This is a genomic window from Streptomyces sp. NPDC006879 (assembly GCF_042869595.1).
Taxonomy (GTDB): Bacteria; Actinomycetota; Actinomycetes; order Streptomycetales; family Streptomycetaceae; genus Streptomyces.
Genome location: NZ_JBIAGC010000007.1, coordinates 167,126 through 192,455 on the forward strand (window position 1 = coordinate 167,126; position 25,330 = coordinate 192,455).

Here is a 25,330-nt window from a genome sequence, read left to right on the forward strand (position 1 = left end):
GAAGGACGGCCCCTGTGCACCCCAGTGGTGTGGAGGGGCCGTCCCCCTTCACTCTCTCTATGCGCGTAGAGTCGCGCACACGCACGACATACGGCACCGCCGGAAGGAAGTTCAGATGGACGTCATCTCCGTCATCCGCACCAAGCGCGACCGCGGTGAGCTGAGCCCCGAACAGATCGACTGGGTCATCGACGCCTACACCCGTGGTGTGGTGGCCGACGAGCAGATGTCCGCCCTCGCCATGGCGATCCTGCTCAACGGCATGAACCGTGCCGAGATCGCCCGCTGGACCGCCGCGATGATCGCCTCGGGCGAGCGCATGGACTTCTCCTCGCTGTCGCGACCCACTGCCGACAAGCACTCCACCGGCGGCGTCGGAGACAAGATCACCCTGCCGCTCGCCCCGCTGGTCGCCGCTTGCGGTGCCGCCGTGCCGCAGCTCTCCGGCCGCGGCCTGGGCCACACCGGCGGCACCCTGGACAAGCTGGAGTCCGTTCCCGGCTGGCGTGCCCTGTTGTCCAACGAGGAGATGCTGAACGTCCTCGACACCACCGGCGCGGTCATCTGCGCGGCCGGCGACGGACTGGCACCCGCCGACAAGAAGCTCTACGCGCTGCGCGACGTGACCGGCACCGTCGAGGCCATTCCGCTCATCGCCTCCTCGATCATGTCGAAGAAGATCGCTGAGGGCACCGGCTCACTGGTCCTGGACGTCAAGGTCGGCTCCGGGGCCTTCATGAAGAACATCGAGGACGCCCGGGAGCTCGCCTCCACCATGGTGGGCCTGGGCACCGACCACGGGGTCAAGACCGTCGCCCTGCTCACCGACATGTCCACCCCGCTCGGACTGACCGCCGGCAACGCCCTTGAGGTCCGCGAGTCCGTGGAGGTGCTGGCCGGAGGCGGTCCCGCCGACGTGGTGGAGCTGACCATCGCCCTGGCCCGCGAAATGCTCGAAGCGGCCGGAGTACGGGACGCCGACCCGGCCAAGGCGCTGGCCGACGGCTCCGCGATGGACGTCTGGCGCCGCATGATCGCTGCCCAGGGCGGCGACCCGGACGCGACCCTCCCGGTCGCCCGGGAGGAGCACGTGATCACCGCCACGGAATCGGGCGTGCTGACCCGGCTGGACGCCTACGGCGTCGGCGTCGCGGCGTGGCGCCTGGGCGCCGGGCGGGCCCGCAAGGAGGACCCGGTGCAGTTCGGCGCGGGCGTCGAGCTGCACGCCAAGCCCGGTGAGAGCGTCACCGCCGGACAGCCCCTGATGACCCTGCACACCGACACCCCCGAGAAGTTCGGCTACGCCATGGAGGCCCTGGACGGGGCCTGGGACATCGCACCCGCCGGTACGGACTTCAAGGCCGCCCCGATCGTCCTCGACCGCATCGCATGATCTCCCGGCGCCCCGTGCGTCGATGAGTTTCCGTGGTCCGGCCGGTCTATCCCCCCGTGATGAACACCGAACGGGGACCGGCCTCCTTGCCACTCCCCGGGCCTACCGTCGGGCCCGGGGATGTGGGACCGCTCTGTGCGCGGCTCGCGCAGTTGTACGGGGCGGGAGCGATCGCGGTGGTGTGCGACGCCACCGCGGTCACCGCCCCCACCCTCGCCGCCGCGGAGGCCCTGGCCCGCCTCACCCTCACGGCCCGGCAACACGGTGACCGTCTCAGCGTGCGGGGTGCGCCCCCCGCGCTGCGTTCACTGCTCGACCTGACCGGACTGGGCTTCCTGGTGGACCCCGCCGCTGCCCCCGGGCCCGTCGAGGTGCTCGGGCAGACCGAAGAGCGGGAACCAGCGGTCGGTGTCCAGGAAGGCGTTCAGCCCGACGATCCTTCCGGCTGAGATCTCGATGACCTGGAGGGCCCATGGGTCGTGTCCCGTGCCGGTCGCGCTCGGTCGGTACTGCGCGAAGGCCGGCAGTCCGTTCGCCCGGGTCGGCACGAGACGCGAGCCGCGGCAGCCGATCCCCTGGTTCAGGTGCCAGGCCGCGATCTCGGCGGGTCCCTGCAACCACACGTCGAACGGCGGCATCGACAGCACCGCGTCCTCGTGCAGCAAGGTCGTGAGCTGCTCGATGTCGTACCCCTCGAAAGCGGCCACGTAGCGTTCGAGCAGCTTGCTCTGCTCCTCGTCCAGTGGGTCGGCCGCCTCGCTCGCGCGGATCTCCCGCGCCGCCAGAGTGGCCCTCGCCCGCTGGAGGGCGCTGTTGACCGAGGCCACCGAGGTGTCGAGGAGCTGAGCCACCTCGTCGGCCTTCCAGGCCAGCACCTCCCGCAGGATCAGTACCGCCCGCTGCTTGGCCGGCAGGTACTGCAGGGCGGCGACGAAGGCCAACCGCACCGATTCCTTGGCCATGGCCAGCTCTGCCGGGTCGGCGGTCTGTGTCAGCACCCGACCGTCCGGTACCGGCTCCAGCCAGGTCACTTCGGGCCGCTCGCTGAGTACGGCCGAGGCCTGGGTCTGAGGGTCAGTGAGGTCCATCGGGCGGGCCCGGCGGTTTCCGGCGCGCAGCAGGTCCAGGCAGACGTTGGTGGCGATCCGGTACAGCCAGGAGCGCACCGAGGAGCGGCCCTCGAAAGTGGCGTAACTGCGCCAGGCGCGCACGAGGGTGTCCTGCACCGCGTCCTCGGCGTCGAAGGCCGAGCCCAGCATCCGGTAGCAGTACCCGGTGAGCTCCTGCCGGTACTGCTCCATGGCGGCGTCGAGGTCGGGTGGTGCGGCGAGCTCGCTCATTCTTCATCCCCCTGTGCGCAACGGTCGAAGGGCGGGCGCCCCACGGCGCCCGCCCTTTGGAACCTACCTCAGGCCTCGGACAGTGGCGGCGGCCCAAGGTCTGGCCGCCAAGGGCCCGTTCAGGTGCCGGGCTTGCGTCCGTAGACGAACACGTCGTCACCGTTCCTGAGGAGGTTCCAGTACGCCTTGGCGTCCTTGTCGGTCATGTTGACGCAGCCGCCGGAGCCGGGCGGGTTCCACATGCTCTTGGTGACCGAGTGGAAGGCCTGGCCGCCGTCGAAGAACTGGGTGTACGGCATCCACACGTGGTAGATGGTCGACCAGTGGCGCAGCGTCCGCTGGTAGATCTTCTTCGATCCGGTGCGGGTCTCCGTGCCGTCCTTGCCGGTGCGTACGGCCACCGGGCCGTACGTGAGCCGGGAGCCGTCCTGGATCCAGCTCAGTTGCCGGGTGAGGTCCACGCAGGCGATCCGCCCCTTGTTGGTCGGGCAGCGACCTGCCTTGTTGGGGTTCTTCCCCGCGGCCTTCTGCGCGTTCATGATGCTCATGACCTGCCAGGTCAGCGGTCCGGCGTAGCCGCGCGTGGGGGTGATCCCGTGCTTGGCCTGGAAGGCCTTGATGGCCGCGCAGTCGGCGGCTGACTGGCGGCCGTCGACGGTCCGTCCCAGGAACTTCTCCACCTGACGTTGGTAGGGCCCCGTGGTCACGTTGCAGGAGGCAGCCTGGGCCGTCCCGCCCAGCGCCACCGTCAGCGGTGCGACCATCCCCACCACCGCGCCCACGACCGCGGCGCGCTTGCGTATGCCCGTCATCCGACGGACCTCCCGTTCCCTTGTGCCTGCGACTTCCTCTGGGTGACGCGCACCGGAAGGGAGCCGGTTGCGGACTGCGCTCTCGCACTTCCTCGGTGGCGCTCGCTCCGTATGAAAGCAGCGCGGGCCGCTCGTCGGTAAGGGGGTCAGCGCAGGGCGACGGTCGCCGGAACGCGACGTTCCAGGTGGGCGACCCGGGACCCGTAGAGCGTGATCGACACCACGCCGAGGACGGCGACCAGCCCCAACAGCACCGTGGCCGGCCAGCCGGCGCTGTGGAAGGCGACGGCGCCGAGCGTGCCGCCCGCACTGCTCCCCAGGTAGTAGGCCGACTGGTAGAGGGCCGAGGCCTGCGCCCGCCCGGTCTTGGCGGTGCGGCTGACCGAGGAGGAGGCGACCGCGTGCCCGGCGAAGAAGCCGGCGGTGATCAGCACCAGGCCGGCCAACACCACGGCCAGCGAGGTGGACAGCGACAACAGCAGCCCGGCGGCGGTCGTGGTCACCGCGAGGTAGAGCGCACCCCGCCGCCCCAGCCGGGCCACCAGTCCCCCGGCCGCCGCGGAGGAAGCGGTGCCGACCAGGTAGACCAGGAACACCGAGCCGACCACGCCCTGCGGTAGCGAGAACTCCTCCACCAAGCGGTAACCGATCACGGTGTAGACCGCGCCGAAGACCGTCATGAACAGGGCGCCGATGCCGTACAACCGCAGCATGAGCGGGTCCCGCAGGTGCCCGGACACCGCGGCGCCGAGCGCCCGCGGGTTCAGCGAAGCCGGGGAGAAGAAGCGTGCCTTCGGCAGCAGCAGGCGGAAGATCACGGCGCAGACCAGCGCCAGGACGCCCACCGCCGCGAGTCCGGCCCGCCAGCCTCCCCACTGTGCCGCCCAGCCGGTGACCAGACGTCCGCTCATGCCGCCGATCGAGTTCCCGGCCACGAACAGGCCGATGGCGCCCACGAGTGCCTTGGGGCGGACCTCCTCCGCGAGGTAGGCCATCGCAGAGGCGGGGACGCCGGCGATCGCCGCACCCTGGACCGCCCGCAGGGCCACCAGCCAGTTCAGATCGGGGGCGAAGGGCACCAAGAGCCCGACCGCGACCGCGACGGCCAAGGACCACGTCATCAGCCTGGTCCGCCCGAAACGCTCCGAGAGCGCGCTCAGCGGCAGTACGCACAGCGCCAGCGCGCCGGTGGCCGCCGAGACCGTCCAACTTGCCTGGCCCGCGGTCACCCGGAAGCCGGCGGAGACGGCCGGGAGCAGCGCCTGGGTGGAGTACAGCAGGGCGAAGGTGGCCAGTCCGGCGGCGAACAGCGCCAGGCTCATGCGGCGGTAGCCGGCTCCGCCGGGTGACAGCGGCTCAGCGGCGGGGGTGGGGAACGACGAGGCAGAGGCACCCGCGATGACGGGCGCCCCGGTATGAGCGGGAGGCATACCTCGAAACTAGGCCTCGCCGATTCATGCGTCCAATGCACAAAAACGCAATAATCGATCCACATGCGCATCAGCGAAGGTCAGGAGGGTGACTGTCAATGAGTCGTTACGAAGAAGACATGGCCGTGACAGCAACGCTGGCACCCCGCCTCGCCTGGTTCGCCGCCGTGGCCCGCCACGAGCACGTCACCCGGGCCGCCCAGGAACTCGGCATCCCCCAATCAACCCTGTCCCGAGCGGTCGTTCGACTGGAAGAAGACCTGGGCGTGGTCCTGTTCGCCCGTAAGGGCCGGACCGTCACCCTCACTCCCTCCGGGCGGACCTTCCTCGCCTCCACCGACCGCGCCCTTGCCGAGGTCGGTCGGGCCGCCGAATCGGTGCGCGCCGATGCCGACCCCGCCACCGGGAAGGTCGCCTTCGGATTCCTGCACACCATGGGCTCGGAAACCGTCCCCGCGTTGATCCGGGCCTTCCGGGTGGACCACCCCGGAGTGCGCTTCTCCCTCGTACAGAACTACGGCGAGGCGATGATCGAGCGGCTCCGGGCCGGCGATCTCGACCTGTGCCTCACCTCGCCCATCCCCGACGCGCCCGACCTGGTCGCCCGCCGCTTGGACGAACAGCGGCTGCGCCTGGTCGTCCCTGACGACCACCGGCTCGCCGTCCGCAAACGGATCCGCCTCGCCGAGGCCGCGGAGGAGACCTTCGTGACCCTGGAGCCCGGCTACGGGCTGCGCCGCATCACCGACGCCCTGTGCGCCGAGGCAGGATTCCGCCCGAGGGTCGCCTTCGAGGGAGAGGAGGCCGAGACCCTGCGCGGCCTGGTCGCCGCGGGACTCGGGGTGGCGTTGCTGCCCCCGCCCGCCGTCCCCCGCCCGGGAGTGGTGGAACTGACCGTGACCGCACCCCGTGCCGCCCGGGAGATCGGCGTGGCCTGGCTCGACGGCCACCCCGACACCCCGCCGGTCGCCGCGTTCAAGCGATTCCTGATCTCCCGTCGGGGCCGGCTGCTGCCGGAATGAGGCTGGCCCTGAGGGCTTCGGCGGATCGGCCCGCGGGTCAGGAGGACCACGGTGGTGGGGGAGGCCCCCGCCCGGTGGTCATCGGGTGATCCGGCGGTACGGCCAGGTGCGGCCCCGCAGCGTCGCATCCCTGTCGGGCGGCGGTACGGCCCTGCGCGCCCCCCGGAACCGCCGACGCCGACCGGGCGTCTTGACGGGCGTGCAGCGGCAAGAAGAGGGCGGCAGGGCCGTCATGTGGTTCCGCGCGGTGGGAGTCCTGGTGCTCCTCGCCCACCTGGCGGCCGTCGGCTGGTTCGCTCTGAGGCCCCTGGACGTGCCCTGGGCAGCCGCGTCCAACCACACCCCCCTGGCGGGGATCCGGGCCGATCTGTCCTACGGCCCCCTGGGGGCTGCCAGGCGGATCGGCGCGGCCCTGTTGCTCTTCGCTCCGCTCGGGGTGCTGCTGCCGGTGGCCGGCGGCCGGCTGGAGGGCTCCGCGGTGGTCTCCCTGGCCCGGACGGTCGCCGCCGGCGCACTGCTGTCGTTGCTGGTCGAGCTGGTACGGACGGCAGTGCCCGGGCAGGTCGCGGATGTGGACTCGGTCCTGCTCGGGGGTGTGGGCATCGCCCTGGCACACCTCGCGCTGGTACCGCCGGCGCGGGCGCTGCTACGGCGCTGCAGGGGTGTGGGCCGGGGTGGGCCAGGACCGGTGGGTCGCGGCGAGGACCGGTTCCAGGACGCCGGTCGGTCGCGGACGTCGGCCGCCCCTTCGAGCTGGTCGGTCCCTCAGGGGGCCACCCCGAGGATTCCCAGGGTCCGGATCGCTCCCTAGGGCGAGGCCGTTGGCGGGGTGCCCGAGGCAGGATGGAGGCATCGGGGGCCCAAGGAGCGGCCCCCGCGAAGTCCGCGGGCGGCGAGTCACGCGGACCCAGAAGGAGTCACCATGAGCGCCCTTGTCCGCCCCCGCAACGGTCGAATGATCGCCGGTGTGTGCGCCGGTCTGGCGCGTCGGTTCGGCATCTCCGCCAAGATGATGCGAGTGATCTTCGTGATCTCGTGCCTGCTGCCGGGGCCGCAGTTCCTCGTCTACATTGCCCTGTGGATCCTGATGCCCGACGAGAACAGCGCCCGGGCCACCGCGGCCAAGAACGCCTGGTAACGCTCGGGCCACCCGGAACGGTGGGGCGGGCCCTACCCCAGGACCCGCGCGAGCTTCTCCAGCTGTTTGTCGGTGATCTCGTGGGGGACCTCGGCCGTGCGCTGCTGCGCCGCGACGTTGAGAGCCATGAACCGGGCGATGGTGTCGCCGGTGCGGACCACCACGATGTGCACCGGCGCGGAGACGCCCTCAGCCGCTGCCGTGGTGGTCCAGCTGACGCTGTCGTCACCGCCGGCCTCGTAGGGAAGTTCCTTGATGTCCCGGTAGCTTCCCGTCTGCTTGCCGACCCGGGCGGAGAACCCCTCGGAGCAGGCCGCGACGGCCGACCGGACCTGTTCGACCAGGCGCTTGGCGTCCTTCGTCGAGTAGGAGCTGAGGGAGGCGGAGATGGCCAGTCCCAGCTGTTTCTGGGAGCCGATGCCCCGGTTGACCGTCTCGCGCGCCGCCGGATCGGGCTTGTCGCCCATGATGTCGGCGAGAGGCTGGCACCTGCGCTCGTCGGCCTGTGGCTGTCCGGCCGGAGCGGAGGGGTCCTTGCTCTGTGCGGAGATCTGGTAGCCGGTGAGATCGGCCGGAGCGAGCGCGGCCTGTTGGAGTTTGGTCCGGGCGGGCTCGGAGCCCGCGGACCTCGCGCTCTTGTCCTCACCCCGGTCGTTTCGGCCGTCACCGCCGCTGCATCCCGCGCCGCACAGCAGGAGGGCCGGTACGGTCACGAGCGCCGCGGCCCGGCGGGCGTGCAGGTGCACCCGGGTCAGCCTGGTCGCCATGTGCCTGGTCACCACTTCTCACCCCGGGGGGAGTCGTCGAACGGAGGGGAGCGTCGCGGACCGGGCCGCACCCCTCGTGGCGAGGCGCGCGCCCGGACACGACCTGGTTCCGGCCCGTGGATGCCCCACCTCGCCGAAAGCGACTGCGAACAGCGGTGCGTGGGCGCTCGGCAGCCGGGCACCCGGCGCGTGCCGACGCACGGCGCCGGACGCGACGGGCCCTTGCGGAGCGGGGCTGGAGTGGGGGGGCTCAGCCCCCGAGGGGCAGGCCGCCGGTCGGCAGGCCGCCGCCCGCAGTCAGGCCGCCGAGCAGCCCTGTGGCCGGGGCGAGCGGGTCGGAGCTGTCGCTCTGCATGCCCTGCTCGGTGTGGTTGGTGAGCTGCCCCACCGTGTCGGCGGCCGGGATCGCCTGGGCGAGGCCGGTCACGGTGCCCAGCGGGCCGCCCGCACCCAGCTCGGGCAGTGCGGCGGCGGAGGCGGTGCCGGCGGCGGCTGCGGCGAAGGCGACACCGAGGGCGGCGGCACCGAGGGATTTGGCAGCTGACTGCTTCATGAGATCTCGTCCTTGTGACGGGGAATTGGGCGGCTCCGCAAACTAGTCATGCGCTGCCCCGACTCGCAAACATCTGTAAGTACGAGAAAGCGCCCGGGGGGTATGGCCCCCCGGGCGCTTCACTTGCGCTACTTTCGCCGCTAGGCGGAGACGGAACCGCTGGTCGAAGCCGTCTGGCGGAAGAGCCACTCGGACTTCAACTCCGCATAACCGGGCTTGATGACGTCATTGATCATCGCCAGTCGTTCATCAAAAGGAATGAATGCAGATTTCATCGCATTGACGGTGAACCACTGCATGTCATCGAGCGAATATCCGAAGGTGTCCACCAGGTGCTCGAATTCGCGACTCATGCTGGTGCCGCTCATCAGCCGGTTGTCGGTGTTCACCGTCAGGCGGAAGTGCAGCTTGCGCAGCAGGCCGATCGGGTGGTCTGCGTAGGAACTGGCCGCGCCGGTCTGCAGGTTCGAGGTGGGGCACATCTCCAGCGGGATGCGCTTGTCCCGTACGTAGGAGGCGAGTCGGCCCAGCTTCACCCCGCCGTCCTCGGCCACCTCGATGTCATCGATGATCTTCACGCCGTGGCCGAGTCGATCCGCGCCGCACCACTGAAGTGCCTGCCAGATCGACGGAAGCCCGAAGGCCTCGCCGGCGTGGATGGTGAAGTGGTTGTTCTCCCGCTTGAGGTACTCGAAGGCGTCGAGGTGCCGGGTGGGGGGGAAGCCCGCCTCGGCGCCCGCGATGTCGAAGCCGACGACGCCGTTGTCCCGGTAGCGGTTGGCGAGTTCGGCGATCTCCAGGGCACGAGCGGCGTGCCGCATCGCCGTGAGCAGCGCACCGACGCGGATGCGGTGGCCATTGGCCCTCGCGCGGCGCTCGCCCTCTCGGAACCCCTCGTTCACGGCCTCGACCACCTCTTCGAGGGTCAGGCCGGCCTCAAGGTGCTGTTCGGGGGCGTAGCGGATCTCGGCGTAGACCACACCGTCCTCGGCGAGGTCCTCGGCGCATTCCGCCGCGACGCGGACCAGTGCCTCGCGGGTCTGCATGACGGCGCAGGTGTGCGCGAAGGTCTCCAGGTAGCGCGGCAGCGAACCGGAGTCAGCGGCCTCGCGGAACCAGATGCCGAGCTTGTCGGCGTCCGTCTCCGGAAGGTTCTCGTAGCCGACCTCCCGGGCCAGCTCGATGATCGTGCCGGGGCGCAGTCCTCCGTCGAGGTGGTCGTGCAGGAGCACCTTCGGGGACCGGCGGATCTGATCCGGCGTGGGCAGGTTGGGGGTCTCGCTCGTCATCTGCGCACTCTACTCCTACGCGCGTAGAGCAGTTCCCTCGGCGGCTCCGTCGATACGTAACAGTGACCCCGCGGACGGGTGGAGTACACCCGCACTTCTGAGACTGTTCTGTCATGGCACAGGATGCGCCCCCGGCGCGTGGTGCCCGCCTGGGGCGGGTGGTCAGCGCGCACGGCAACGGATTCGGCACGGCGAACGGCAACGTCAACTCCTATCCAGACGGCTCGGCCGTCAGCGGTGTGGTCCTTCTCCTCCCGTCCGGAGCCCCACATTCCACCCGCCGCCCCTCCCTCCTATCCCACGTCTACCTGCGCCCGCTCGCGCGCGCCCTTGCCCGAGCCGGAGCCAGCGAGGGCCTGGTCGCACACACCGTCCGCTACCGCAGCAGGGGATGGAACGGGCCACCCGGCCACCTTGCCGAGGACGCCACCTGGGCCGTCGAGGAAGTGGTCCGCCGGTACGGGGACGTGCCGGTGTGCCTGGCCGGCTACGACATGGGTGCTCGTGCGGCGCTGCACGCGGCCGGCCATCCGGCCGTCAACTCGGTTCTGGCCCTGGCTCCTTGGGTTCCCGAGTCGAGCCCCGGCGCTCCCCTGGAGCCGGTGCGGCAGCTCGCCGGCCGGCAGGTCCTGATCGTGCACGGCACCAACGACGCCCGGACCGATCCGGAGCTGTCCTTCCGTCTCGCCGAGCGGGCGAAGAAGGTCAACCGGTCCACCTGCCGCTTCGAAGTGCACTCCGACGGCCATGCGTTGTCCCAGCACCGGGCTGAAGTCATCGCTCTGGCAACGGACTTCGTGCTGGGAGCGGTTTTCTCCCGTGGTTACTCCCGCCCGGTGACCGATGCGTTCGCCGCCCCGCCGCCCCTGGGGCTGCGGATGCCACTGGCCGCCGGCTTCGGTCGCTCGCTGCGCGGCTGATCCCGGCTAACGAGTGGCGAGCGCTGGCCGGAGCAGGTCCACGGCCTGGTCCAAGGCCCGGTTCAGCTCGGTTTCGCTGGCCGCCGCGGCCAGCACGTAGCCGTGGTGGAAGGAACCGCTGGGCAGCCGTCGCACCGTCGTTCCCGGCGGCACGGAAAGCCGGACGCTCACCACCCCGGGCAGCGACCGTACCTCCGACAGGCGCGGGACCCGGCCCGCATGACCGGGCGGGAGATCGAGGTAGCGCAGCCCCGCATACGGTGCGCGCGGGCTGCGCAGCGGCTCGGGCAGGCCGAGCACGGAGGCGACGGCCAGCGCCAACACGTCCGTGCCGTAGGCCAGTCGCAGCAGCTGCGCCACCTCGCCGCGGCACGGACGGGGTTGGGACTCCACCAGCCGCGGCCCGCGCTCGGTGAGGACCAGTTCCGTGTGCGAAGGGCCGTCCCGGTGGCCGGTGCGGTCCAGCACGGCCGCCACCAGCTGCCGCACCGCGGTTACCGTCCGCGGGTCCAGAGGGACGGGCAGTTGGTGCCCCACGGCCGTCAGGCCCGGATCGCCGCCGGGCAGTCTGCGGGTGCAGCCGAGTACATGGTGGCGACCGCCCCGGGAAAGCGCCTCCACCGTCAGCTCCGGCCCCTCCAGGTACTCCTCCACCAGGAGGTCGGTGATCTCCGGGTACGCCGCCACGGCGGCGGCGGCCTCTTGTGGGCCGCGGATCAGTCGTACCCCTTCGCCGTCGGAGCCGGCCCGGGGTTTGACCACGCACGGATAGCCGATCAGCTCGGCCAGGAAGGGCAGGAGCGAGGCGTGCCCGCAGCGCACGTAGGAGACCGGCGGGCCCGCGCAGCCGCCGAGCCGGCCCCGCAGGGCGGCCTTGTCCATCAGGGTGCTCACGGCGTCCGGGGGAGTGCCCGCGAGGCCGAGCGCCTCGTTGGCGCGGGCCGCCGCGAGGGCGTTCGCCGCCGTGAAGCCGAAGACCGAGACGGGACCGGCGTGTGGACTCCGGCGGACACAGTCCAGCCGGGCCAGCGCGGACACCAGCCGGTGGTGGTCTCGCCAGTCCACCCGTACCTGCCGCTCCGCCCCCTCTCGGTCGGTAGGCACGGGTGGTCCCGGCGAGACCACCACCGGCTGGGCGCCGGCGAGGCGGGCCGCAGCCACGGCGGACGGGCGGGGGCTGAGTAATAACGCCACGGGTCTCGTGGATGCCATCGCGCCCTCCCTCGTACCACCGGGACCGTCTGCCCCGGCGAGCGCCGCGCGTCCCACTCTGCCCGCGCGGCGCTGCCCTCAGAACCGTGTTCCACCTCTTGTTCTGTATTGGCGGAAACTGGAGGGGTTTATAAAACAGGGCAAAGCGGGACGCATATGCATATGCCAGGGGATCGTCTGAGTCCAGCCGCGCTTCGCCTCTACGCCTACGCGGCTGAACGGCACTCCTTCACGCCAAAGGAGGCCACATCTGAGCCCGCCCTCGGTGGAGCCGAGTCCGTCGAAGCCGCCCTCGACGAGCTCACCGCCCTCCACCTGCTCCAGCGAACCCCAGGCACCACCGACCGCGTCAGCGCCGTACCGCCGCGCTCCGCGGCGGCCCGCGCACTGGCCCCGCTTGAGCACGAACTGCGTCGCGGTCAGGAGCGGATGGACCTGCTGAAGGGGCAGCTGGAGGAGTTGGTGCCGCTCTACCAGAGCGGCACCAAGAGACGTGAACGGGACTGTTCGGGAGCGCTGGAGCTGATCACCGACCTCGGCGCGGTCCGCACCACGATCGCCGGACTCGCCCAGGACTGCCGTGGCGAGATCCTCACCGCCCAGCCCGGCGGGGGTCGTCCGCGTGACGCACTGGAAGAAGCCATCGGACGTGACGAGACGATGCTGGGCAGGGGCGTGCGGATGCGCACGCTCTACCAGCACACCGCACGCTACGACCGGCCGACCGCCGCCTACGTGGAGCGGGTCACGGCCCTCGGTGCCCAGGTCCGCACCCTCAGCGACGCCCCCGTGCGGATGCTGATCTTCGACCGCACCACCGGGCTGATGGCCGTACCGGAGGAGGACCTGCCGGGCGCGGCGCTCGTGGTGCGCGATCCCAATGTCGTGCACTTCATGGCGGAGGCCTTCGAAAGGTGCTGGCTGACCGCGGAGCCGTATCCGGCGGCCCCCTTCGGCCCCGAACAGGCCAAGGCCCTCTCCGAGGACCTTCGGCGCACCATCGTCCAACTGCTCTCCGAAGGAGTGGAGGACAAGGTCATCGCCCGCCGCCTCGGCATGTCGGACCGCACCTGCCAACGTCACATCGCCGAGATCATGCGCGCGATCGGCGCTCGCAACCGCTTCCAGGCCGGCTACCTGATCCGGGAGGCCAACGGTGTCCGCACAGGAAGCTCGAAGCGGCCCGCCGGGCCCGCTCCGGATGATCCTCGCGGGCCCGCCAGGGGGGAATCCGAACACCGGCGACCCTACTAGCGGTCCGACTCCGGGAGCGAGCCCGCGGCAACCACCGGGGTGGCCCTCAGCCCCCCCGGGAGGCCGATGCGGTAGGTCGGACGATCTCCCCGAGCGTCGGAACCGCCTCCGGGCGGGCCCGTACCGCGTCGGTGCACTCCCACGCCCGCGGCGGGTCGGAGTCCGGGCCCCCGAGGACGACCGGGCCCTTGGCGTCGGTGATGCCGTTGCCGGCGAAGGTGCAGACGATCTGCGCCAGCGCCAGGGCCGGCAGGTCCTCCGGCTTCCGGCTCAGACGGACAGTGCCTTCCGGGTCACCGGATCGGCCCGGCGTGACGTACAGACCGGTCGGCACACCGGTGGAGAAGCCGGCTTCGAGCTCCCTGCCCGCGGGCACCTGTTCCAGCTCGGCCAACAACGCCTGGGCCAGCCGCAGCCGGTCGCGCCCGGCCCGGCCCTCGTCCGTCACCACCCTGACGACCTGGACCAGCTGAGCCCCGCACACCAGTTGCACGCCGACCCTGAAGCCCTCCGCCGACTGTGCGCCACCACCCGACGGCATGTCGCAGGACACCCGAGAAGGCGCCGGCCCCACGTCGATCGGGACGGTCGTGGCGCGGATTCCGCAGGCGCCGGCGAAGGCGCCGACCATCAACAACGCACCGATGCGCAGCGCGGTACGGGCGCAAAGGGCGCGCGGGGGCGCGACGGTGATCAACGGGCACCGCCTTCCGCAGTGCCCTCGGGGCGGGGCAGCAGGGGGGAGGCGTCCACCGGCAGGCGCAGGACGAAGACCGCGCCGCCTTCGGGCGCGTTCGACGCGCTCAGGGTGCCGCCGTGGATGTGTGCGTTCTCCCGCGCGATGGACAGGCCCAGACCACTGCCCTCCGAACGCGGGCGGGAGGCACTGGCCTTGTAGAAGCGGTCGAAGACGTGCGGCAGCACCTCTTCCGGGATCCCTGGGCCGTTGTCCTTGACCTCGATGACCAGCTCCGCCCCGCCCAGGTCGGTGGCGGCCTCCTCCGTGCGCACGGAGACCCGCACCGGAGACCCGCCGTGCTTGAGCGCGTTGCCGATCAGATTGGCCAGGATGACGTCGAGGCGGCGTGGGTCGAGGCGGGCCATCAGGCCGCGCTCCGCGTCCAGCTCCACCGCGTCGAGCCAGGCGCGGGCGTCGATGCAAGCGGTGACCTGGTCAGCGACGTCCACATCGTCGAGGACGAGCCGGGCGGTGCCGGCGTCGAAGCGGGTCACCTCCATCAGGTTCTCCACCAGGGTGTTCAGCCGCCGGGTCTCGCTGACGACCAGGGTCACCGCCGGTGCGATCATCGGGTCGAGGTGGTCGACCTCTTCTTCCAGTACCTCCGTCACCGCTGTCAACGCGGTCAGCGGTGTGCGCAGTTCGTGCGACATGTCGGCGACGAAACGGCGACTGGACTCCTCCCGGGCGCTCATGTCGGCGACCTTCTTCTCCAGCGCCTCGGCCGCCTTGTTGAACGTGTGGGACAGGTCGGCGAGTTCATCGGTGCCCGACACGTCCAGCCGGGTGTCCAGCTCGCCCTCGCCCAGGCGGCGGGCCGCGTCGCCCAGACGCTGGACGGGCCTCAGCACGGTGGTGGCCGCTGCCTGCGCGAGCAGGGCGGAGCCGAGCAGAGCCAGCGCGGTGGCGATGCCGAGCGACCAGGCCAGCGAGTTGAGGTCGTCGCGCTCCTGGGCGAGGGACTTGAACATGTAGCCGGTGGGGCCGCCGCCCACCACGCGGGTGCCGCCGATGAGGTAGGGGTTTCCCGCGGGCTTCGTGCGCTGCCAGTACATGTGGTACTCGGCGTCGTTGGCCTGGGTGACCTTCTGCGGGTCGTTGACCGCGTGGCGCAACGAGCCAGGCACGTCTGCCAGTGTGAAGGACTGCGGTCCGGCCGCCCCGAAGAGGACCCGGCCATCCGGCTTCTCGTCGATGAGCAGCACGCTGTAGCCGGGGACGCCGCCGGCCATGAGTTCGGCGGTGCGTTGGAGTTCCTCGGGCGTCGGGTCGGCCGGCAGGGCAGCTGCCCGGTTCTGCATCTCCTGGCGGAAGTCGCCGAGGGCCGTGTCCTGGGTGCGGGTGAGGACGGCTTCCCGGTTGAGCCAGTAGGCGATGCCGGAGGCGGATACGGCGGCGGTGAGCGCCACCAGACCGAAGACGACGATCAGCCGCAGCCGCAGGCTGGTCCAGCGGCGGCCGGTGAGCAGTGCTTTCTTCACAGAGCGCCGCTCACGCAGGGGAGTCGAGGCGGTAACCGACACCACGGACCGTGCGGATCAGCGTCGGCGAGGACGGTACGTCCTCGACCTTGGCCCGCAACCGCTGCACACATGCGTCCACCAGCCGGGAATCCCCCAGGTAGTCGTGCTCCCACACCAACCGCAGCAACTGCTGTCGCGACAGCGCCTGTCCGGGCCGCCGGCTCAGTTCCAGCAGCAGCCGCAGCTCGGTGGGCGTCAGCTGGAGATCCTCACCGTTCTTGGTGACCGTCATCGCCGCCCGGTCGATCACCAGCGAACCGAAGGCCGCCGCATCGTTCGCCTCCCGCTCCCCGCGCCGCAGCACCGCCCGGATGCGGGCGTCCAGCACCCGGCCCTGCACGGGCTTGACAACGTAGTCGTCGGCGCCGGACTCCAGCCCCACCACCACGTCGATGTCGTCGCTGCGCGCGGTCAACAAGATGATCGGCAACTGGTCGGTGCGACGAATCCGCCGGCACACCTCGAAGCCGTCGATCCCCGGCAGCATCACGTCCAGCACGATCAGGTCGGGCCGCTGCTCGCGCAGCAGCTTGAGCCCGTCCTCGCCCGTCGCCGCGGTGGCCACACGGTGGCCCTGGCGGGACAGGGAGAGTTCGAGCGCCGTGCGGATGGCGTCGTCGTCCTCGATCAGCAACAGGAAAGGCACGGGCTCATTCTGTCCCATGCCCCAGTCGGGTTTCGACCGGCCGGACGCGGTGCCGTCACGCCCCGCCGACCGCACGGGCCCTGTGACAGGCCTGTGACAGTCGGCGGACACCGCCATGAACTGGCGGGGGCAGGCTGTTGGCACACGGAACGAAGCAGCATCACTCCACGACGGGGGGCGCACGGTGAACACGCTGAAGAGCTTCAGCAACAGCGCGGTCGTCACGCGTCTCCACGACGTGAACCGCACCGCCGAGAAGAGCACGGCCGGCATCGGTCGCGTCTGCGCCCCGCGCGCCGCGGTCCGTCAACACCAGGCGCCGCAGCACCAGCCGCTAGCGGCGCTGCCGGCACCGGACCCGGCACCGGCGCACGAGCCGAGCCAGAGCGCCGAGGCCGCGTTCACCGCCTACGTCCGGGAACGTCGATCGGCCCTCTACGCCACCGCCTTCCACCTCACCGGTGACCGGCACGAGGCCGAGGACCTGCTTCAGAGCGCACTGTTCTCCACGTACCGGGCCTGGGACCGGATCAGCGACAAGGCGGCCGTCGGCGGCTACCTGCGTCGCACCATGACGAACCTGCACATCAGTGCCTGGCGACGGCGCAAGCTCAACGAGTACCCGACCGAGGAACTCCCGGAGACCGTCTCCGACACCGACGCGATGCGCGGCACCGAACTGCGCGCGGTGCTCTGGCAGGCGTTGGCGCGCCTTCCCGAGACCCAGCGCACGATGCTGGTCCTTCGCTACTACGAGGGGCGCACCGACCCGGAGATCGCCGAGATCCTGGACATCAGCGTGGGCACCGTCAAGTCGAGCATCTGGCGTTCGCTGCGCCGGCTGCGCGAGGACCAGGCGCTCGGGCAGGGCCGGGACGAGGCGGACTGCTTCGGCGAGTTGGTCGCCTGAGGGCGCACCGGCCGGGTGCGGCGGTTGGGGCCGCCGTGGTGCCGGGCCGGAACCGCACTTCCCACGGACACGGGGGACGTGGGAGCCCGTCTCGCGGGGGTGGGACGGGTGAGTGGGGGAGGAGGAGCGGGGTTCGGCGGTCGGGGGTCCGCCGGATCCCGCTCCTTCATGTCCGCCAGGGGCCGTCCCGCGATGCGGGCCTCAGGACGTGGGCGTTCCGGCCGGGCGCCGACGGTCACCGGCCGCAGCCGCGAGCCGGCCGAGCGCCTCGTCCCGCCCGCACGGATGAGCGCCCAGGGCGGTGTGCCGGGCCACGGTGGCGCGTTCGGCCCGCATCAGGCGCCAGCCGCGGCGCAGCAGGAACGGGACGGACTTGCGCCCCTCCCGCAGGTCGCGCAGCAGTCGGCGGCGGAAAGTGGTGGACGGCCGTCCGTGGAGGCAGATCGCGTCGGCCAGCAGACCCAGTTCGTGGCAGCGTTCGATGATGTCCGCAGCGAAGATGCCCTCCGCGATGAACACCGGAGTGCGGGAGATGTCGAGATCCTCCCAGCCCACCCGGGAGCTGGTGGAGATGTCGTACGTGGGTATCCGGGTACGGCCCCCCTCACACAGTTCCGAGACGGCGCGGATCGCGGCGTCCGAGTCCCAGGAGAGCGGGGAGTCCCAGTCGATGTCCGAACTACCTTCGACCAGGGGGAGGGAGGGGTCGTCGCCCTCCTTGTAGAAGTCGTCGAGACGCAGAACCGGCAGGCCCGAACGGGCAGCGAGCGAGGACTTTCCAGAACCGGAAGGCCCCGCGAGCAGTACGACACGCATCGGCACAGGGGAGAAGCTCACGGGACACCAGTGTGAACCATTGACCCGGGTAGGGGATCCCCCAGGTGGCCGGTTGGTATCGAGCATCACATCTCCACTACGCTGCGTGCGTATTTGATCACTGTTGAGTGAGGTGGACTTCCATGGCACGGCACGCGGTACCCGGGGGCTCTCGGCGCACCCTGCTCAACGCAGGTCTGACGGTTTCGATGGCCGGTGCGGCGCTCGGCATCGGGGTGCCGGCGGCCCAGGCCGGTGAGGTGTCCGTACCGCACGCCCTCGCTGGTGCGCTGGGGCCGGTGAAGAACCTTCAGGTGGACCCGCTGGCCAACACCGGGGTGGACCCGTTGGACAACGGCGTGGGGACCCAGGTGGCGGACTTCCAGCCGATCAGCACCACCACGGTCACCGACACGGTGACCAAGGGCGCCAAGGTCGGCGAGCTCCCGGGCGTTGCACTGCTGGGTGGGCTGCTGCCCGGCTGAGCCGGAGGCGGGCGGAGGCACCCCGCCCAGGGCGGGGTGCCTCCACGAGCGGGCCGCCGCGAGGCGGCCCGCAGCCTCAGTAGGAGGAGCCCGAGGCGCCCAGCGACCCCGTGGGGTGCCAGACGGTCTTGGTCTCCAGGAAGGCGACGAGGCGCTTGGTGCCCGGGTCCGCCGACCAGTCGGCGGACCGCGGACGCAACACCCGCTTGAGGTTGTCCGCCGCGGCTACCTCCAGCTCGTGCGCCAGGTCTGCGCCGGCCCCGGTGAGGTCGATCGCGTTGACGTCCTGGTGCGCTGCCAGGTGCGGACCCATCTCCGCGGCCCTGCCGGAGAGGATGTTCACCACGCCGCCCAGCAGGTCGGAGGTGGCCAGCACCTCGCCGAGGGAGAGGGCGGGCAGCGGGGACTTCTCGCTGGCGATCACGACCGCGGTGTTGCCACCCGCGATCACCGGGGCGATCACCGACACCAGGCCCAGCAAGGAGGACTCCTGCGGGGCGAGGACCGTGACCACTCCGGTCGGTTCCGGGGTGGAGAGGTTGAAGAACGGGCCGGCGACCGGGTTGGCTCCGCCCACCACCTGTCCGATCTTGTCGGTCCAGCCCGCGTACCAGACCCAGCGGTCGATGGCGGCGTCCACCTGGGCAGCCGCCTTCGACTTCGACAGTCCCTCGGCTTCGGCGACCTCCTGGACGAACTGCTCCCGGCGGCCCTCCAGCATCTCCGCGACGCGGTAGAGGATCTGTCCGCGCAGGTAGGCGGTGGCGCCCGACCAGCCGGCGAAGGCCTTGCGGGCGGCGACCACCGCATCCCGCGCGTCCTTGCGGGAGGAGAGTGGAGCGTTGGCCAACCACTTGCCCTTGGAGTCCGTCACTTCGTACACCCGGCCGCTCTCGGAACGGGGGAACTTGCCCCCGACGTACAGCTTGTAGGTCTTGAAGACGCTGAGACGTGCATCAGACATCGAGGTAAGCCTCCAGGCCGTGGCGACCGCCCTCGCGGCCGAAGCCCGACTCCTTGTAGCCGCCGAAGGGCGAGGTCGGGTCGAACTTGTTGAACGTGTTGGCCCAGACGACGCCCGCACGGAGCTTGTTGGCCACCGCGAGGATGCGGGAGCCCTTCTCCGTCCAGATGCCGGCGGACAGACCGTACTGGCTGTTGTTGGCCTTCGCGACGGCCTCGTCGGGGGTGCGGAAGGACAGCACCGACAGCACCGGGCCGAAGATCTCGTCCCGGGCGATGGTGTGTGCCTGGGTGACGTTGGTGAACAGCGTCGGAGCGAACCAGTAACCGGCGGTGGGGATTTCGCAGGCGGGGGACCAGCGCTCGGCGCCTTCTGCCTCGCCCTGGTCGGCGAGCGCGGTGATCCGCGCCAGCTGTTCGGCGGAGTTGATCGCACCGATGTCGGTGTTCTTGTCCAGCGGGTCGCCCAGGCGCAGCGTGGACAGGCGCCGCTTGAGGGAGTCCAACAGCTCGTCCTGGATCGACTCCTGGACCAGCAGGCGGGAGCCGGCGCAGCAGACCTGTCCCTGGTTGAAGAAGATGCCGCCCACGATGCCCTCGACGGCCTGGTCGATGGGGGCGTCGTCGAAGACGATGTTCGCGCCCTTGCCGCCCAGCTCCAGGGTGACCTTCTTCTGGGTGCCGGCGACCTGCCGGGCGATGGCCTTGCCGACCGCGGTGGAGCCGGTGAAGGCGACCTTGTTGACGTCGGGGTGCTCCACCAGGGCCGCGCCCGCGTCACCGTATCCGGGCAGGATGTTGACCACGCCCTTGGGCAGGCCCGCCTGGCGGCAGATGTCCGCGAAGAAGAGGGCCGTGAGCGGGGTGGTCTCCGCCGGCTTGAGCACGACCGTGTTGCCGGTGGCCAGGGCCGGGGCGATCTTCCACGCCAGCATCAGCAGCGGGAAGTTCCACGGGATGACCTGGCCGGCGACGCCCAGCGGACGCGGATTGGCGCCGTAGCCGGCGTGGTCGAGCTTGTCGGCCCAGCCGGCGTAGTAGAAGAAGTGCGCCGCGACCAGGGGGAGGTCGGCATCGCGGGTCTCCTTGATCGGCTTGCCGTTGTCCAGGGTTTCGAGCACGGCCAGCTCACGGCTGCGCTCCTGGATGATCCGGGCGATCCGGAAGAGGTACTTGGCGCGCTCCGAGCCGGGCAGCGCGGACCACTTCTCAAAGGCCTTGCGGGCGGCCCTGACGGCCCGGTCCACGTCCGCCGCGCCGGCCTGGGCCACCTCGGAGAGAACCTCCTCGGAGGACGGCGAGACGGTCTTGAAGACCTTGCCGTCGGCGGCGTCGGTGAACTCCCCGTCGATGAAGAGTCCGTAGGACGGGGCGATGTCGACCACCGAGCGGGACTCGGGAGCCGGTGCGTACTCGAATACGGAAGTCCGCGTTTCCATGGTCATGGGCTCAGTCCACCGTCACGTAGTCAGGGCCGGAGTAGCGGCCGGTGCTCAGCTTCTGGCGCTGCATGAGCAGGTCGTTCAGCAGGCTGGAGGCGCCGAAGCGGAACCATTCGTTGGTCAGCCAGTCGGTGCCCGCGGTCTCGTTGACCAGGACGAGGAACTTGATCGCGTCCTTGGTCGTCCGGATGCCACCGGCCGGCTTCACGCCCACCTGGATACCAGTCTGCGCCCTGAAGTCGCGGACGGCTTCGAGCATCAGCAGGGTGTTGGCGGGCGTGGCGTTCACCCCCACCTTGCCGGTGGAGGTCTTGATGAAGTCGGCGCCCGCGAGCATGCCGATCCAGGAGGCGCGGCGGATGTTGTCGTAGGTGGACAGTTCGCCGGTCTCGAAGATGACCTTCAGGCGTGCGGCGCTGCCGTCCTCGCGGACGCAGGCCTCCTTCACGGCCCTGATCAGCTCGTAGGTCTCCAGGTAGCGGCCGGCGAGGAAGGCGCCACGGTCGATGACCATGTCGATCTCGTCGGCTCCGGCGGCTACCGCGTCCCGGGTGTCGGCCAGCTTGACCGGCAGGGCCGCTCGGCCAGCAGGGAAGGCGGTGGCGACGGAGGCCACCTTGACGTCCGCGCCGTTCAGTCCGGCTTTGGCGGTGGCCACCATGTCGGGGTAGACGCACACGGCTGCGGTCATCGGGGTCGTACGGTCGGTGGGATCGGGATGGACGGCCTTGGCGGCGAGCGCCCGGACCTTGCCCGGGGTGTCCGCGCCTTCAAGCGTCGTCAGGTCGATCATCGAGATGGCCAGGTCGATGGCGTACGCCTTGGCCGTCGTCTTGATCGAACGGGTGCCGAGGGCGGCTGCGCGCGCTTCCAGGCCGACGGCGTCTACGCCGGGCAGGCCGTGCAGGAAGCGGCGCAGCGCACTGTCGGACGTCGTCACGTCGGCGAATGCGGTGAGGGTGGTGGGCATGGTCACCAGATGAGCATATCTACGCGCGTAGCAACCTGTCACCCCCCTGTCCGGGAACCAGACGCCGCGGTGAGGCACAATCTGCGGCATGACCAGTGAGCAGCAGCCCCAGCCCCCGAAGGAGCCGGTCGGCCCGGTGTACGCGGACCGGGTCTACCGCTCCCCCATGTCCCTGGCGGGTGGCGTGGCGCTCCTGGCCCTCGCCGCCTGGATCGGGATCGACGCCGTCGTCCGCGGGACCGGCTCCACCCCCTGGTTCGCCCTGGCCGGACTCCTCCTCACGGTGCCCCTGGTGGTGGCCTTCACCCTGCGGCCCGCCGTGTTCGCCAACGAGGACCGGATGCGGGTGCGCAACCCCTTCCGCACCATCGAGCTTCCGTGGGGCTCGGTCGACGCGGTCCGGGCCTCCTATTCCACCGAGGTGCTCGCCGACGGTGCCAAGTACCAGCTCTGGTCGGTGCCGGTCTCGCTTCGTGAACGCAAACGTGCCTCCCGGCAGCAGGCCCGGGCGGCCACCGACGACCCCTACGGGCGGACGAAGGTCAATGCCGACGTCGCGGACGCCGGGGTGCGGCGGGCCACCGCCGACCGGATCGTCGACGAGCTGAACGAACTCGCCGAGCGAGGGGCGGCGCGCCCCACCGCCAAGGGTGCGCCCGCGGTCCGCTGGGCCTTCGAGATCATCGTGCCGGCGGTGGGTGGTGCGGCGCTGCTGGCGGCGCTGTTCGCGACCCGTTGAGCGACCCGTGCGCGGCGCCCCGGAAGCACTGCTCCGACGCGCCCCGCACGGACAGCCCATGGCGCAGGGCCGGTGCGCACCCGTGGCCCGGCGCCGGGCGACCTGGATCTGGTCGCCCAGGTCGGCCCCTCCCGAGCAGCTCGTACCTGTGCGCGGTGGCTCGGGTCCACCGCGCACACGTCGAAGCCCACGCCCGGGCCGATCCGGCCGGGCGTGGGCTTCGACGTGTGCGGCGCCGGGGGGTCAGATGCCCGCGGCGGCTGCCAGGTCCTTCTTGACGGCGTCCAGGATCTCCTGGCCGCGCGCCCGGGCGGGGGCCAGGTCGCTGGCCTCGCCGACCGGGACGACCACCTCCAGGTAGCACTTGAGCTTGGGCTCGGTGCCGCTCGGGCGGACGATCACCCGGGCCCGGTAGTCGCCTTCGAGGTAGTAGCGCAGCCCGTCGGTGGGCGGCAGGCTCGCGGTGCCCTCGTTCAGGTCCTCGGCGGTGACGACCCGCAGCCCAGCGAGGGAGGCCGGCGGTGCCTGCCGCAGGCTGCGCATCGCGTTGGCGATGATCGACAGGTCCTGCACCCGCACCGAGAGCTGGTCGGTGGCGTGCAGGCCGTGCTCCATCGCCAGGTCGTCCAGCAGGTCGGTCAGCGTCCGGCCCTGCTCCTTGAGTTCCGAGGCAAGTTCGGCCACCAGCAGGGCGGCGGTGATGCCGTCCTTGTCCCGGACGCCTTCGGGGTCCACGCAGTAGCCGAGGGCCTCCTCGTATCCGAAGCGCAGCCCCTCCACCCGGGAGATCCACTTGAAACCGGTCAGCGTCTCCTCGTAGGGCAGGCCGGCGGCCTCGGCGATCCGGCCGAGCAGCGAGGAGGAGACGATGGACTCCGCGAAGGTGCCGCGGGCGCCCTTGTGGACCAGGTGCTCGGCGAGCAGCGCGCCCACCTCGTCACCGCGCAGCATCCGCCAGCCGCCTTCGACCTGCTCGTCTGGGACGGCCACGGCGCAGCGGTCGGCGTCGGGGTCGTTGGCGATCACGATGTCCGGGCCGACCGCCCGGGCCGCCTCGAACGCCAGGTCCATGGCGCCGGGCTCCTCCGGGTTGGGGAAGGCCACCGTCGGGAAGGCCGGGTCGGGCTCGGCCTGTTCGGCCACCAGGGCCGGCGCCGGGAACCCGGCCCGCTCGAAGGCGGCCGTCAGGACGTCCTTGCCGACGCCGTGCATGGCCGTGTAGACCACCCGCGCCGAGCGGGGGGAACCGTCGGTGAGCACCGCGTCGGTGCGCTCCAGGTAGGCCTGGAGGACCTCCTCGCCGAGGGAGTCCCAGCCGTCCTCGGGCCGTGGCACTTCCGCCAGCGCGCCCACCGCGGCGATGTGTGCGGCGATCTCGGCGTCGGCGGGCGAGACGATCTGTGAGCCGTCGCCCAGGTAGACCTTGTAGCCGTTGTCCCGGGGCGGGTTGTGGCTGGCGGTCACCTCGACGCCGGCCACGGCGCCCAGGTGCCTTATCGCGAAGGCCAGTACGGGCGTCGGCAGGGGACGGGGCAGGACCGCGGCGCGCAGACCGGCGCCGGTCATCACGGCCGCGGTGTCGCGTGCGAAGTCCACCGACTTGTAGCGGGCGTCGTAGCCGACGACGACCAGACCGTCGGTGTGGCCCCGGTCCTTCAGGTACGAAGCCAGCCCGGCTGCCGCGCGGATCACCACGCTGCGGTTCATCCGCATCGGGCCGGCGCCGATCTCACCACGCAGTCCGGCGGTGCCGAACTGCAGGGTGCCGGCGAAGCGGTCCGCCAGTTCGGTACGGGCGTCGGACTCGATGAGAGCAGCGAGCTCCTCCCGGGTCTGCGGGTCCGGGTCCTCGGCCAGCCAGGCCTGGGCCCGGGCGATCAGGTCGTCACCGTGTACGTCCTGCGCGTCCTGCACTGCTTCCGCCTCTCGTACGGCTTTTTCCGGCTTCTTCGTTGAGGGCCCGGCGGTCTGCCGACCCGCGGCCCTGTGGCGGGCTCAGATGCGGGCCAGCACCTGGGTGAGCAGCTCGCCCATGCGTGCGGCGGAGTCCCGGCCGGCCTGCAGGACCTCTTCGTGGTTGAGGGGTTCGCCGGACAGGCCGGCGGCCAGGTTGGTGACCAGGGAGATGCCGAGCACCTCGGCACCGGCCTCGCGGGCGGCGATGGCCTCCAGCACCGTGGACATACCGACCAGGTCGGCGCCCATGACGCGGATCATGTTGATCTCGGCCGGGGTCTCGTAGTGCGGGCCGGGGAACTGCACGTAGACGCCCTCTTCGAGAGAGGGGTCGATCTCCTTGCACATGGCGCGCAGGCGCGGCGAGTACAGGTCGGTGAGGTCCACGAAGTTGGCGCCGACGATCGGCGAGGCGGCCGTCAGGTTGAGGTGATCGCTGATCAGGACGGGCTGGCCGGGGCGCATGCCCTCGCGAAGGCCACCACAGCCGTTGGTCAGCACGATGGTCTTGCAGCCGGCGGCGACGGCCGTGCGGACACCGTGGGCGACGGCGGCCACGCCGCGGCCCTCGTAGAAGTGGGTCCGGCCCAGGAAGAGCAGCGCACGCTTGTCGCCGATCTTGTACGAGCGGACCTTTCCGCCGTGGCCCTCGACGGCGGGGGGCGGGAAGCCGGGCAGTTCGGTGACCGGGAACTCGGCCTCGGGGGCGCCGAGGGCCTCGGCGGCGGGGGCCCATCCGGAGCCCATCACGAGGGCGACGTCGTGGGTCTCGGCGCCGGTCAGCTCGCGCAGGCGGGCTGCGGCGGCGTCGGCGGCGGCGTAGGGATCGGTAGCAGAAGCGTTCACGCCGATGAGGGTAGCCGCTCAATCCCTACGCGCGTAGATGACGCAGCTCACGGTGTTCGGATCGTTGCCTTGTCGTTTCCGACGAATTGCCCGGAGCGGGTCCTGGGACACGGGGCAGGGGCGCCGCCGGGGCAAGGGCGATAGCCCTTCCGGCGCCGCCTCGAT

The 25,330-nt window shown here is 71.1% G+C and carries 25 protein-coding genes and 1 pseudogene; 10 read left to right on the forward strand and 16 right to left on the reverse strand.

The features are described from left to right. The first annotated feature begins 115 nt into the window (after window positions 1–115). Both ACFYMC_RS08495 and ACFYMC_RS08500 read left to right on the forward strand, forming a co-directional pair. The gene (locus ACFYMC_RS08495; RefSeq protein WP_388520755.1) at window positions 116–1,393 is read left to right on the forward strand and encodes a thymidine phosphorylase; all 1,278 of its coding nucleotides are present in this window, start codon (window positions 116–118) and stop codon (window positions 1,391–1,393) included. 59 nt (window positions 1,394–1,452) lie between these two features. After that, window positions 1,453–1,662, forward strand: a pseudogene (locus ACFYMC_RS08500) (hypothetical protein); the annotation flags it as partial. A 36-nt stretch (window positions 1,663–1,698) separates the two neighbouring features. Here ACFYMC_RS08500 and ACFYMC_RS08505 read toward each other — a convergent pair. The 3 genes from ACFYMC_RS08505 to ACFYMC_RS08515 all read right to left on the reverse strand — a co-directional run bounded on the left by ACFYMC_RS08505 (window position 1,699) and on the right by ACFYMC_RS08515 (window position 4,975). Next, the gene (locus tag ACFYMC_RS08505) at window positions 1,699–2,733 is read right to left on the reverse strand and encodes a sigma-70 family RNA polymerase sigma factor (RefSeq protein ID WP_388520758.1); all 1,035 of its coding nucleotides are present in this window, start codon (window positions 2,731–2,733) and stop codon (window positions 1,699–1,701) included. A gap of 119 nt (window positions 2,734–2,852) precedes the next feature. Then, window positions 2,853–3,545 carry a L,D-transpeptidase family protein gene (locus ACFYMC_RS08510; protein WP_388520760.1) on the reverse strand — a complete coding sequence of 231 codons (693 nt, stop codon included), beginning with the start codon at window positions 3,543–3,545 and terminating at the stop codon, window positions 2,853–2,855. Window positions 3,546–3,691: 146 nt separating this feature from the next. After that, complete coding sequence (locus tag ACFYMC_RS08515; RefSeq protein ID WP_388520763.1) at window positions 3,692–4,975, reverse strand: MFS transporter; 1,284 nt, start codon at window positions 4,973–4,975, stop codon at window positions 3,692–3,694. Window positions 4,976–5,073: 98 nt separating this feature from the next. Here ACFYMC_RS08515 and ACFYMC_RS08520 point away from each other — a divergent pair, with 98 nt between their 5' ends. From ACFYMC_RS08520 to ACFYMC_RS08530, 3 genes are all read left to right on the forward strand, one after another. Beyond that, the gene (locus tag ACFYMC_RS08520) at window positions 5,074–5,997 is read left to right on the forward strand and encodes a LysR family transcriptional regulator (protein WP_388520766.1); all 924 of its coding nucleotides are present in this window, start codon (window positions 5,074–5,076) and stop codon (window positions 5,995–5,997) included. Between the two features lie 232 nt (window positions 5,998–6,229). Beyond that, on the forward strand, window positions 6,230–6,808 hold the full coding sequence (locus tag ACFYMC_RS08525; RefSeq protein ID WP_388520901.1) for a VanZ family protein: 579 nt from the start codon (window positions 6,230–6,232) through the stop codon (window positions 6,806–6,808). Window positions 6,809–6,919: 111 nt separating this feature from the next. Beyond that, window positions 6,920–7,135: a PspC domain-containing protein gene (locus tag ACFYMC_RS08530; RefSeq protein ID WP_388520769.1), complete on the forward strand. Its 216-nt coding sequence runs from the start codon at window positions 6,920–6,922 to the stop codon at window positions 7,133–7,135. 32 nt (window positions 7,136–7,167) lie between these two features. Here ACFYMC_RS08530 and ACFYMC_RS08535 read toward each other — a convergent pair whose 3' ends face one another. From ACFYMC_RS08535 to ACFYMC_RS08545, 3 genes are all read right to left on the reverse strand, one after another. Then, complete coding sequence (locus ACFYMC_RS08535) at window positions 7,168–7,902, reverse strand: hypothetical protein (protein ID WP_388520772.1); 735 nt, start codon at window positions 7,900–7,902, stop codon at window positions 7,168–7,170. Window positions 7,903–8,152: 250 nt separating this feature from the next. Next, window positions 8,153–8,455 carry a hypothetical protein gene (locus ACFYMC_RS08540; RefSeq protein ID WP_388520775.1) on the reverse strand — a complete coding sequence of 101 codons (303 nt, stop codon included), beginning with the start codon at window positions 8,453–8,455 and terminating at the stop codon, window positions 8,153–8,155. Between the two features lie 140 nt (window positions 8,456–8,595). Further along, the gene (locus tag ACFYMC_RS08545; protein WP_388520778.1) at window positions 8,596–9,744 is read right to left on the reverse strand and encodes an adenosine deaminase; all 1,149 of its coding nucleotides are present in this window, start codon (window positions 9,742–9,744) and stop codon (window positions 8,596–8,598) included. Window positions 9,745–9,857: 113 nt separating this feature from the next. On the opposite strand from ACFYMC_RS08545, the gene ACFYMC_RS08550 reads away from it, so the two are divergent. Continuing rightward, window positions 9,858–10,664, forward strand: a complete 807-nt coding sequence (locus ACFYMC_RS08550; RefSeq protein ID WP_388520781.1) for an alpha/beta hydrolase — start codon at window positions 9,858–9,860, stop codon at window positions 10,662–10,664. A 6-nt stretch (window positions 10,665–10,670) separates the two neighbouring features. On the opposite strand, the gene ACFYMC_RS08555 is transcribed toward ACFYMC_RS08550, so the two are convergent. Further along, entirely contained in the window at window positions 10,671–11,876 is a 1,206-nt protein-coding gene (locus ACFYMC_RS08555; protein ID WP_388520784.1) for an ATP-grasp domain-containing protein, read from the reverse strand. Window positions 11,877–12,038: 162 nt separating this feature from the next. Between ACFYMC_RS08555 and ACFYMC_RS08560 the strand changes: the two genes are divergently transcribed. Then, window positions 12,039–13,130: a LuxR C-terminal-related transcriptional regulator gene (locus tag ACFYMC_RS08560; protein WP_388520787.1), complete on the forward strand. Its 1,092-nt coding sequence runs from the start codon at window positions 12,039–12,041 to the stop codon at window positions 13,128–13,130. A gap of 46 nt (window positions 13,131–13,176) precedes the next feature. On the opposite strand, the gene ACFYMC_RS08565 is transcribed toward ACFYMC_RS08560, so the two are convergent. Genes ACFYMC_RS08565 through afsQ1 form a run of 3 tightly spaced genes read right to left on the reverse strand, consistent with a single transcriptional unit; the run spans window position 13,177 to window position 16,038 of the window. Continuing rightward, on the reverse strand, window positions 13,177–13,827 hold the full coding sequence (locus ACFYMC_RS08565) for a hypothetical protein (RefSeq protein WP_388520790.1): 651 nt from the start codon (window positions 13,825–13,827) through the stop codon (window positions 13,177–13,179). Continuing rightward, the gene (locus tag ACFYMC_RS08570; protein ID WP_388520792.1) at window positions 13,824–15,350 is read right to left on the reverse strand and encodes a sensor histidine kinase; all 1,527 of its coding nucleotides are present in this window, start codon (window positions 15,348–15,350) and stop codon (window positions 13,824–13,826) included. Before ACFYMC_RS08570 ends, ACFYMC_RS08565 begins: the two co-directional genes overlap by 4 nt. 10 nt (window positions 15,351–15,360) lie before the next feature. Then, window positions 15,361–16,038: a two-component system response regulator AfsQ1 gene (afsQ1, locus tag ACFYMC_RS08575; RefSeq protein WP_388520795.1), complete on the reverse strand. Its 678-nt coding sequence runs from the start codon at window positions 16,036–16,038 to the stop codon at window positions 15,361–15,363. A gap of 184 nt (window positions 16,039–16,222) precedes the next feature. Here afsQ1 and ACFYMC_RS08580 point away from each other — a divergent pair, with 184 nt between their 5' ends. Continuing rightward, window positions 16,223–16,948, forward strand: a complete 726-nt coding sequence (locus ACFYMC_RS08580; protein WP_388520799.1) for a SigE family RNA polymerase sigma factor — start codon at window positions 16,223–16,225, stop codon at window positions 16,946–16,948. Between the two features lie 201 nt (window positions 16,949–17,149). Here ACFYMC_RS08580 and ACFYMC_RS08585 read toward each other — a convergent pair whose 3' ends face one another. Next, window positions 17,150–17,851 carry a uridine kinase gene (locus ACFYMC_RS08585; protein ID WP_388520802.1) on the reverse strand — a complete coding sequence of 234 codons (702 nt, stop codon included), beginning with the start codon at window positions 17,849–17,851 and terminating at the stop codon, window positions 17,150–17,152. Window positions 17,852–17,907: 56 nt separating this feature from the next. On the opposite strand from ACFYMC_RS08585, the gene ACFYMC_RS08590 reads away from it, so the two are divergent. Then, window positions 17,908–18,249 (forward strand): hypothetical protein, encoded by a 342-nt coding sequence (locus tag ACFYMC_RS08590; protein ID WP_388520805.1) that lies wholly within the window; start codon window positions 17,908–17,910, stop codon window positions 18,247–18,249. Between the two features lie 76 nt (window positions 18,250–18,325). Here the strand turns inward: ACFYMC_RS08590 and ACFYMC_RS08595 are convergent, their stop codons facing one another. The 3 genes from ACFYMC_RS08595 to deoC are packed head-to-tail and all read right to left on the reverse strand — an operon-like array spanning window position 18,326 to window position 21,630. After that, a complete protein-coding gene (locus tag ACFYMC_RS08595; protein ID WP_388520808.1) occupies window positions 18,326–19,213 on the reverse strand; it encodes an aldehyde dehydrogenase family protein in 888 nt (295 codons plus the stop codon). Next, a complete protein-coding gene (locus ACFYMC_RS08600; protein ID WP_388520904.1) occupies window positions 19,206–20,651 on the reverse strand; it encodes an aldehyde dehydrogenase family protein in 1,446 nt (481 codons plus the stop codon). The genes ACFYMC_RS08595 and ACFYMC_RS08600 overlap by 8 nt, the downstream gene beginning before the upstream one ends. A 10-nt stretch (window positions 20,652–20,661) precedes the next feature. Then, on the reverse strand, window positions 20,662–21,630 hold the full coding sequence (gene deoC / locus ACFYMC_RS08605; RefSeq protein ID WP_388520811.1) for a deoxyribose-phosphate aldolase: 969 nt from the start codon (window positions 21,628–21,630) through the stop codon (window positions 20,662–20,664). An 82-nt stretch (window positions 21,631–21,712) separates the two neighbouring features. On the opposite strand from deoC, the gene ACFYMC_RS08610 reads away from it, so the two are divergent. Continuing rightward, window positions 21,713–22,363, forward strand: coding sequence for a PH domain-containing protein (locus tag ACFYMC_RS08610; RefSeq protein ID WP_388520814.1), 651 nt, complete (start codon window positions 21,713–21,715; stop codon window positions 22,361–22,363). A 243-nt stretch (window positions 22,364–22,606) separates the two neighbouring features. Here the strand turns inward: ACFYMC_RS08610 and ACFYMC_RS08615 are convergent, their stop codons facing one another. Next, entirely contained in the window at window positions 22,607–24,277 is a 1,671-nt protein-coding gene (locus ACFYMC_RS08615) for a phospho-sugar mutase (protein WP_388520817.1), read from the reverse strand. Window positions 24,278–24,358: 81 nt separating this feature from the next. After that, window positions 24,359–25,165 (reverse strand): purine-nucleoside phosphorylase, encoded by an 807-nt coding sequence (locus ACFYMC_RS08620; protein WP_388520820.1) that lies wholly within the window; start codon window positions 25,163–25,165, stop codon window positions 24,359–24,361. Between the last annotated feature and the right edge of the window lie 165 nt (window positions 25,166–25,330).

Coding starts and splice junctions, on each gene's coding strand:
- ACFYMC_RS08495 (WP_388520755.1), top strand. CDS start 116: ATGGACGTCATCTCCGTCATCCGCACCAAGCGCGACCGCGGTGAGCTG.
- ACFYMC_RS08505 (WP_388520758.1), bottom strand. CDS start 2,733: ATGAGCGAGCTCGCCGCACCACCCGACCTCGACGCCGCCATGGAGCAG.
- ACFYMC_RS08510 (WP_388520760.1), bottom strand. CDS start 3,545: ATGACGGGCATACGCAAGCGCGCCGCGGTCGTGGGCGCGGTGGTGGGG.
- ACFYMC_RS08515 (WP_388520763.1), bottom strand. CDS start 4,975: ATGCCTCCCGCTCATACCGGGGCGCCCGTCATCGCGGGTGCCTCTGCC.
- ACFYMC_RS08520 (WP_388520766.1), top strand. CDS start 5,074: ATGAGTCGTTACGAAGAAGACATGGCCGTGACAGCAACGCTGGCACCC.
- ACFYMC_RS08525 (WP_388520901.1), top strand. CDS start 6,230: ATGTGGTTCCGCGCGGTGGGAGTCCTGGTGCTCCTCGCCCACCTGGCG.
- ACFYMC_RS08530 (WP_388520769.1), top strand. CDS start 6,920: ATGAGCGCCCTTGTCCGCCCCCGCAACGGTCGAATGATCGCCGGTGTG.
- ACFYMC_RS08535 (WP_388520772.1), bottom strand. CDS start 7,902: ATGGCGACCAGGCTGACCCGGGTGCACCTGCACGCCCGCCGGGCCGCG.
- ACFYMC_RS08540 (WP_388520775.1), bottom strand. CDS start 8,455: ATGAAGCAGTCAGCTGCCAAATCCCTCGGTGCCGCCGCCCTCGGTGTC.
- ACFYMC_RS08545 (WP_388520778.1), bottom strand. CDS start 9,744: ATGACGAGCGAGACCCCCAACCTGCCCACGCCGGATCAGATCCGCCGG.
- ACFYMC_RS08550 (WP_388520781.1), top strand. CDS start 9,858: ATGGCACAGGATGCGCCCCCGGCGCGTGGTGCCCGCCTGGGGCGGGTG.
- ACFYMC_RS08555 (WP_388520784.1), bottom strand. CDS start 11,876: ATGGCATCCACGAGACCCGTGGCGTTATTACTCAGCCCCCGCCCGTCC.
- ACFYMC_RS08560 (WP_388520787.1), top strand. CDS start 12,039: ATGCCAGGGGATCGTCTGAGTCCAGCCGCGCTTCGCCTCTACGCCTAC.
- ACFYMC_RS08585 (WP_388520802.1), bottom strand. CDS start 17,851: ATGCTCGATACCAACCGGCCACCTGGGGGATCCCCTACCCGGGTCAAT.
- ACFYMC_RS08590 (WP_388520805.1), top strand. CDS start 17,908: ATGGCACGGCACGCGGTACCCGGGGGCTCTCGGCGCACCCTGCTCAAC.
- ACFYMC_RS08595 (WP_388520808.1), bottom strand. CDS start 19,213: ATGTCTGATGCACGTCTCAGCGTCTTCAAGACCTACAAGCTGTACGTC.
- ACFYMC_RS08600 (WP_388520904.1), bottom strand. CDS start 20,651: ATGGAAACGCGGACTTCCGTATTCGAGTACGCACCGGCTCCCGAGTCC.
- ACFYMC_RS08610 (WP_388520814.1), top strand. CDS start 21,713: ATGACCAGTGAGCAGCAGCCCCAGCCCCCGAAGGAGCCGGTCGGCCCG.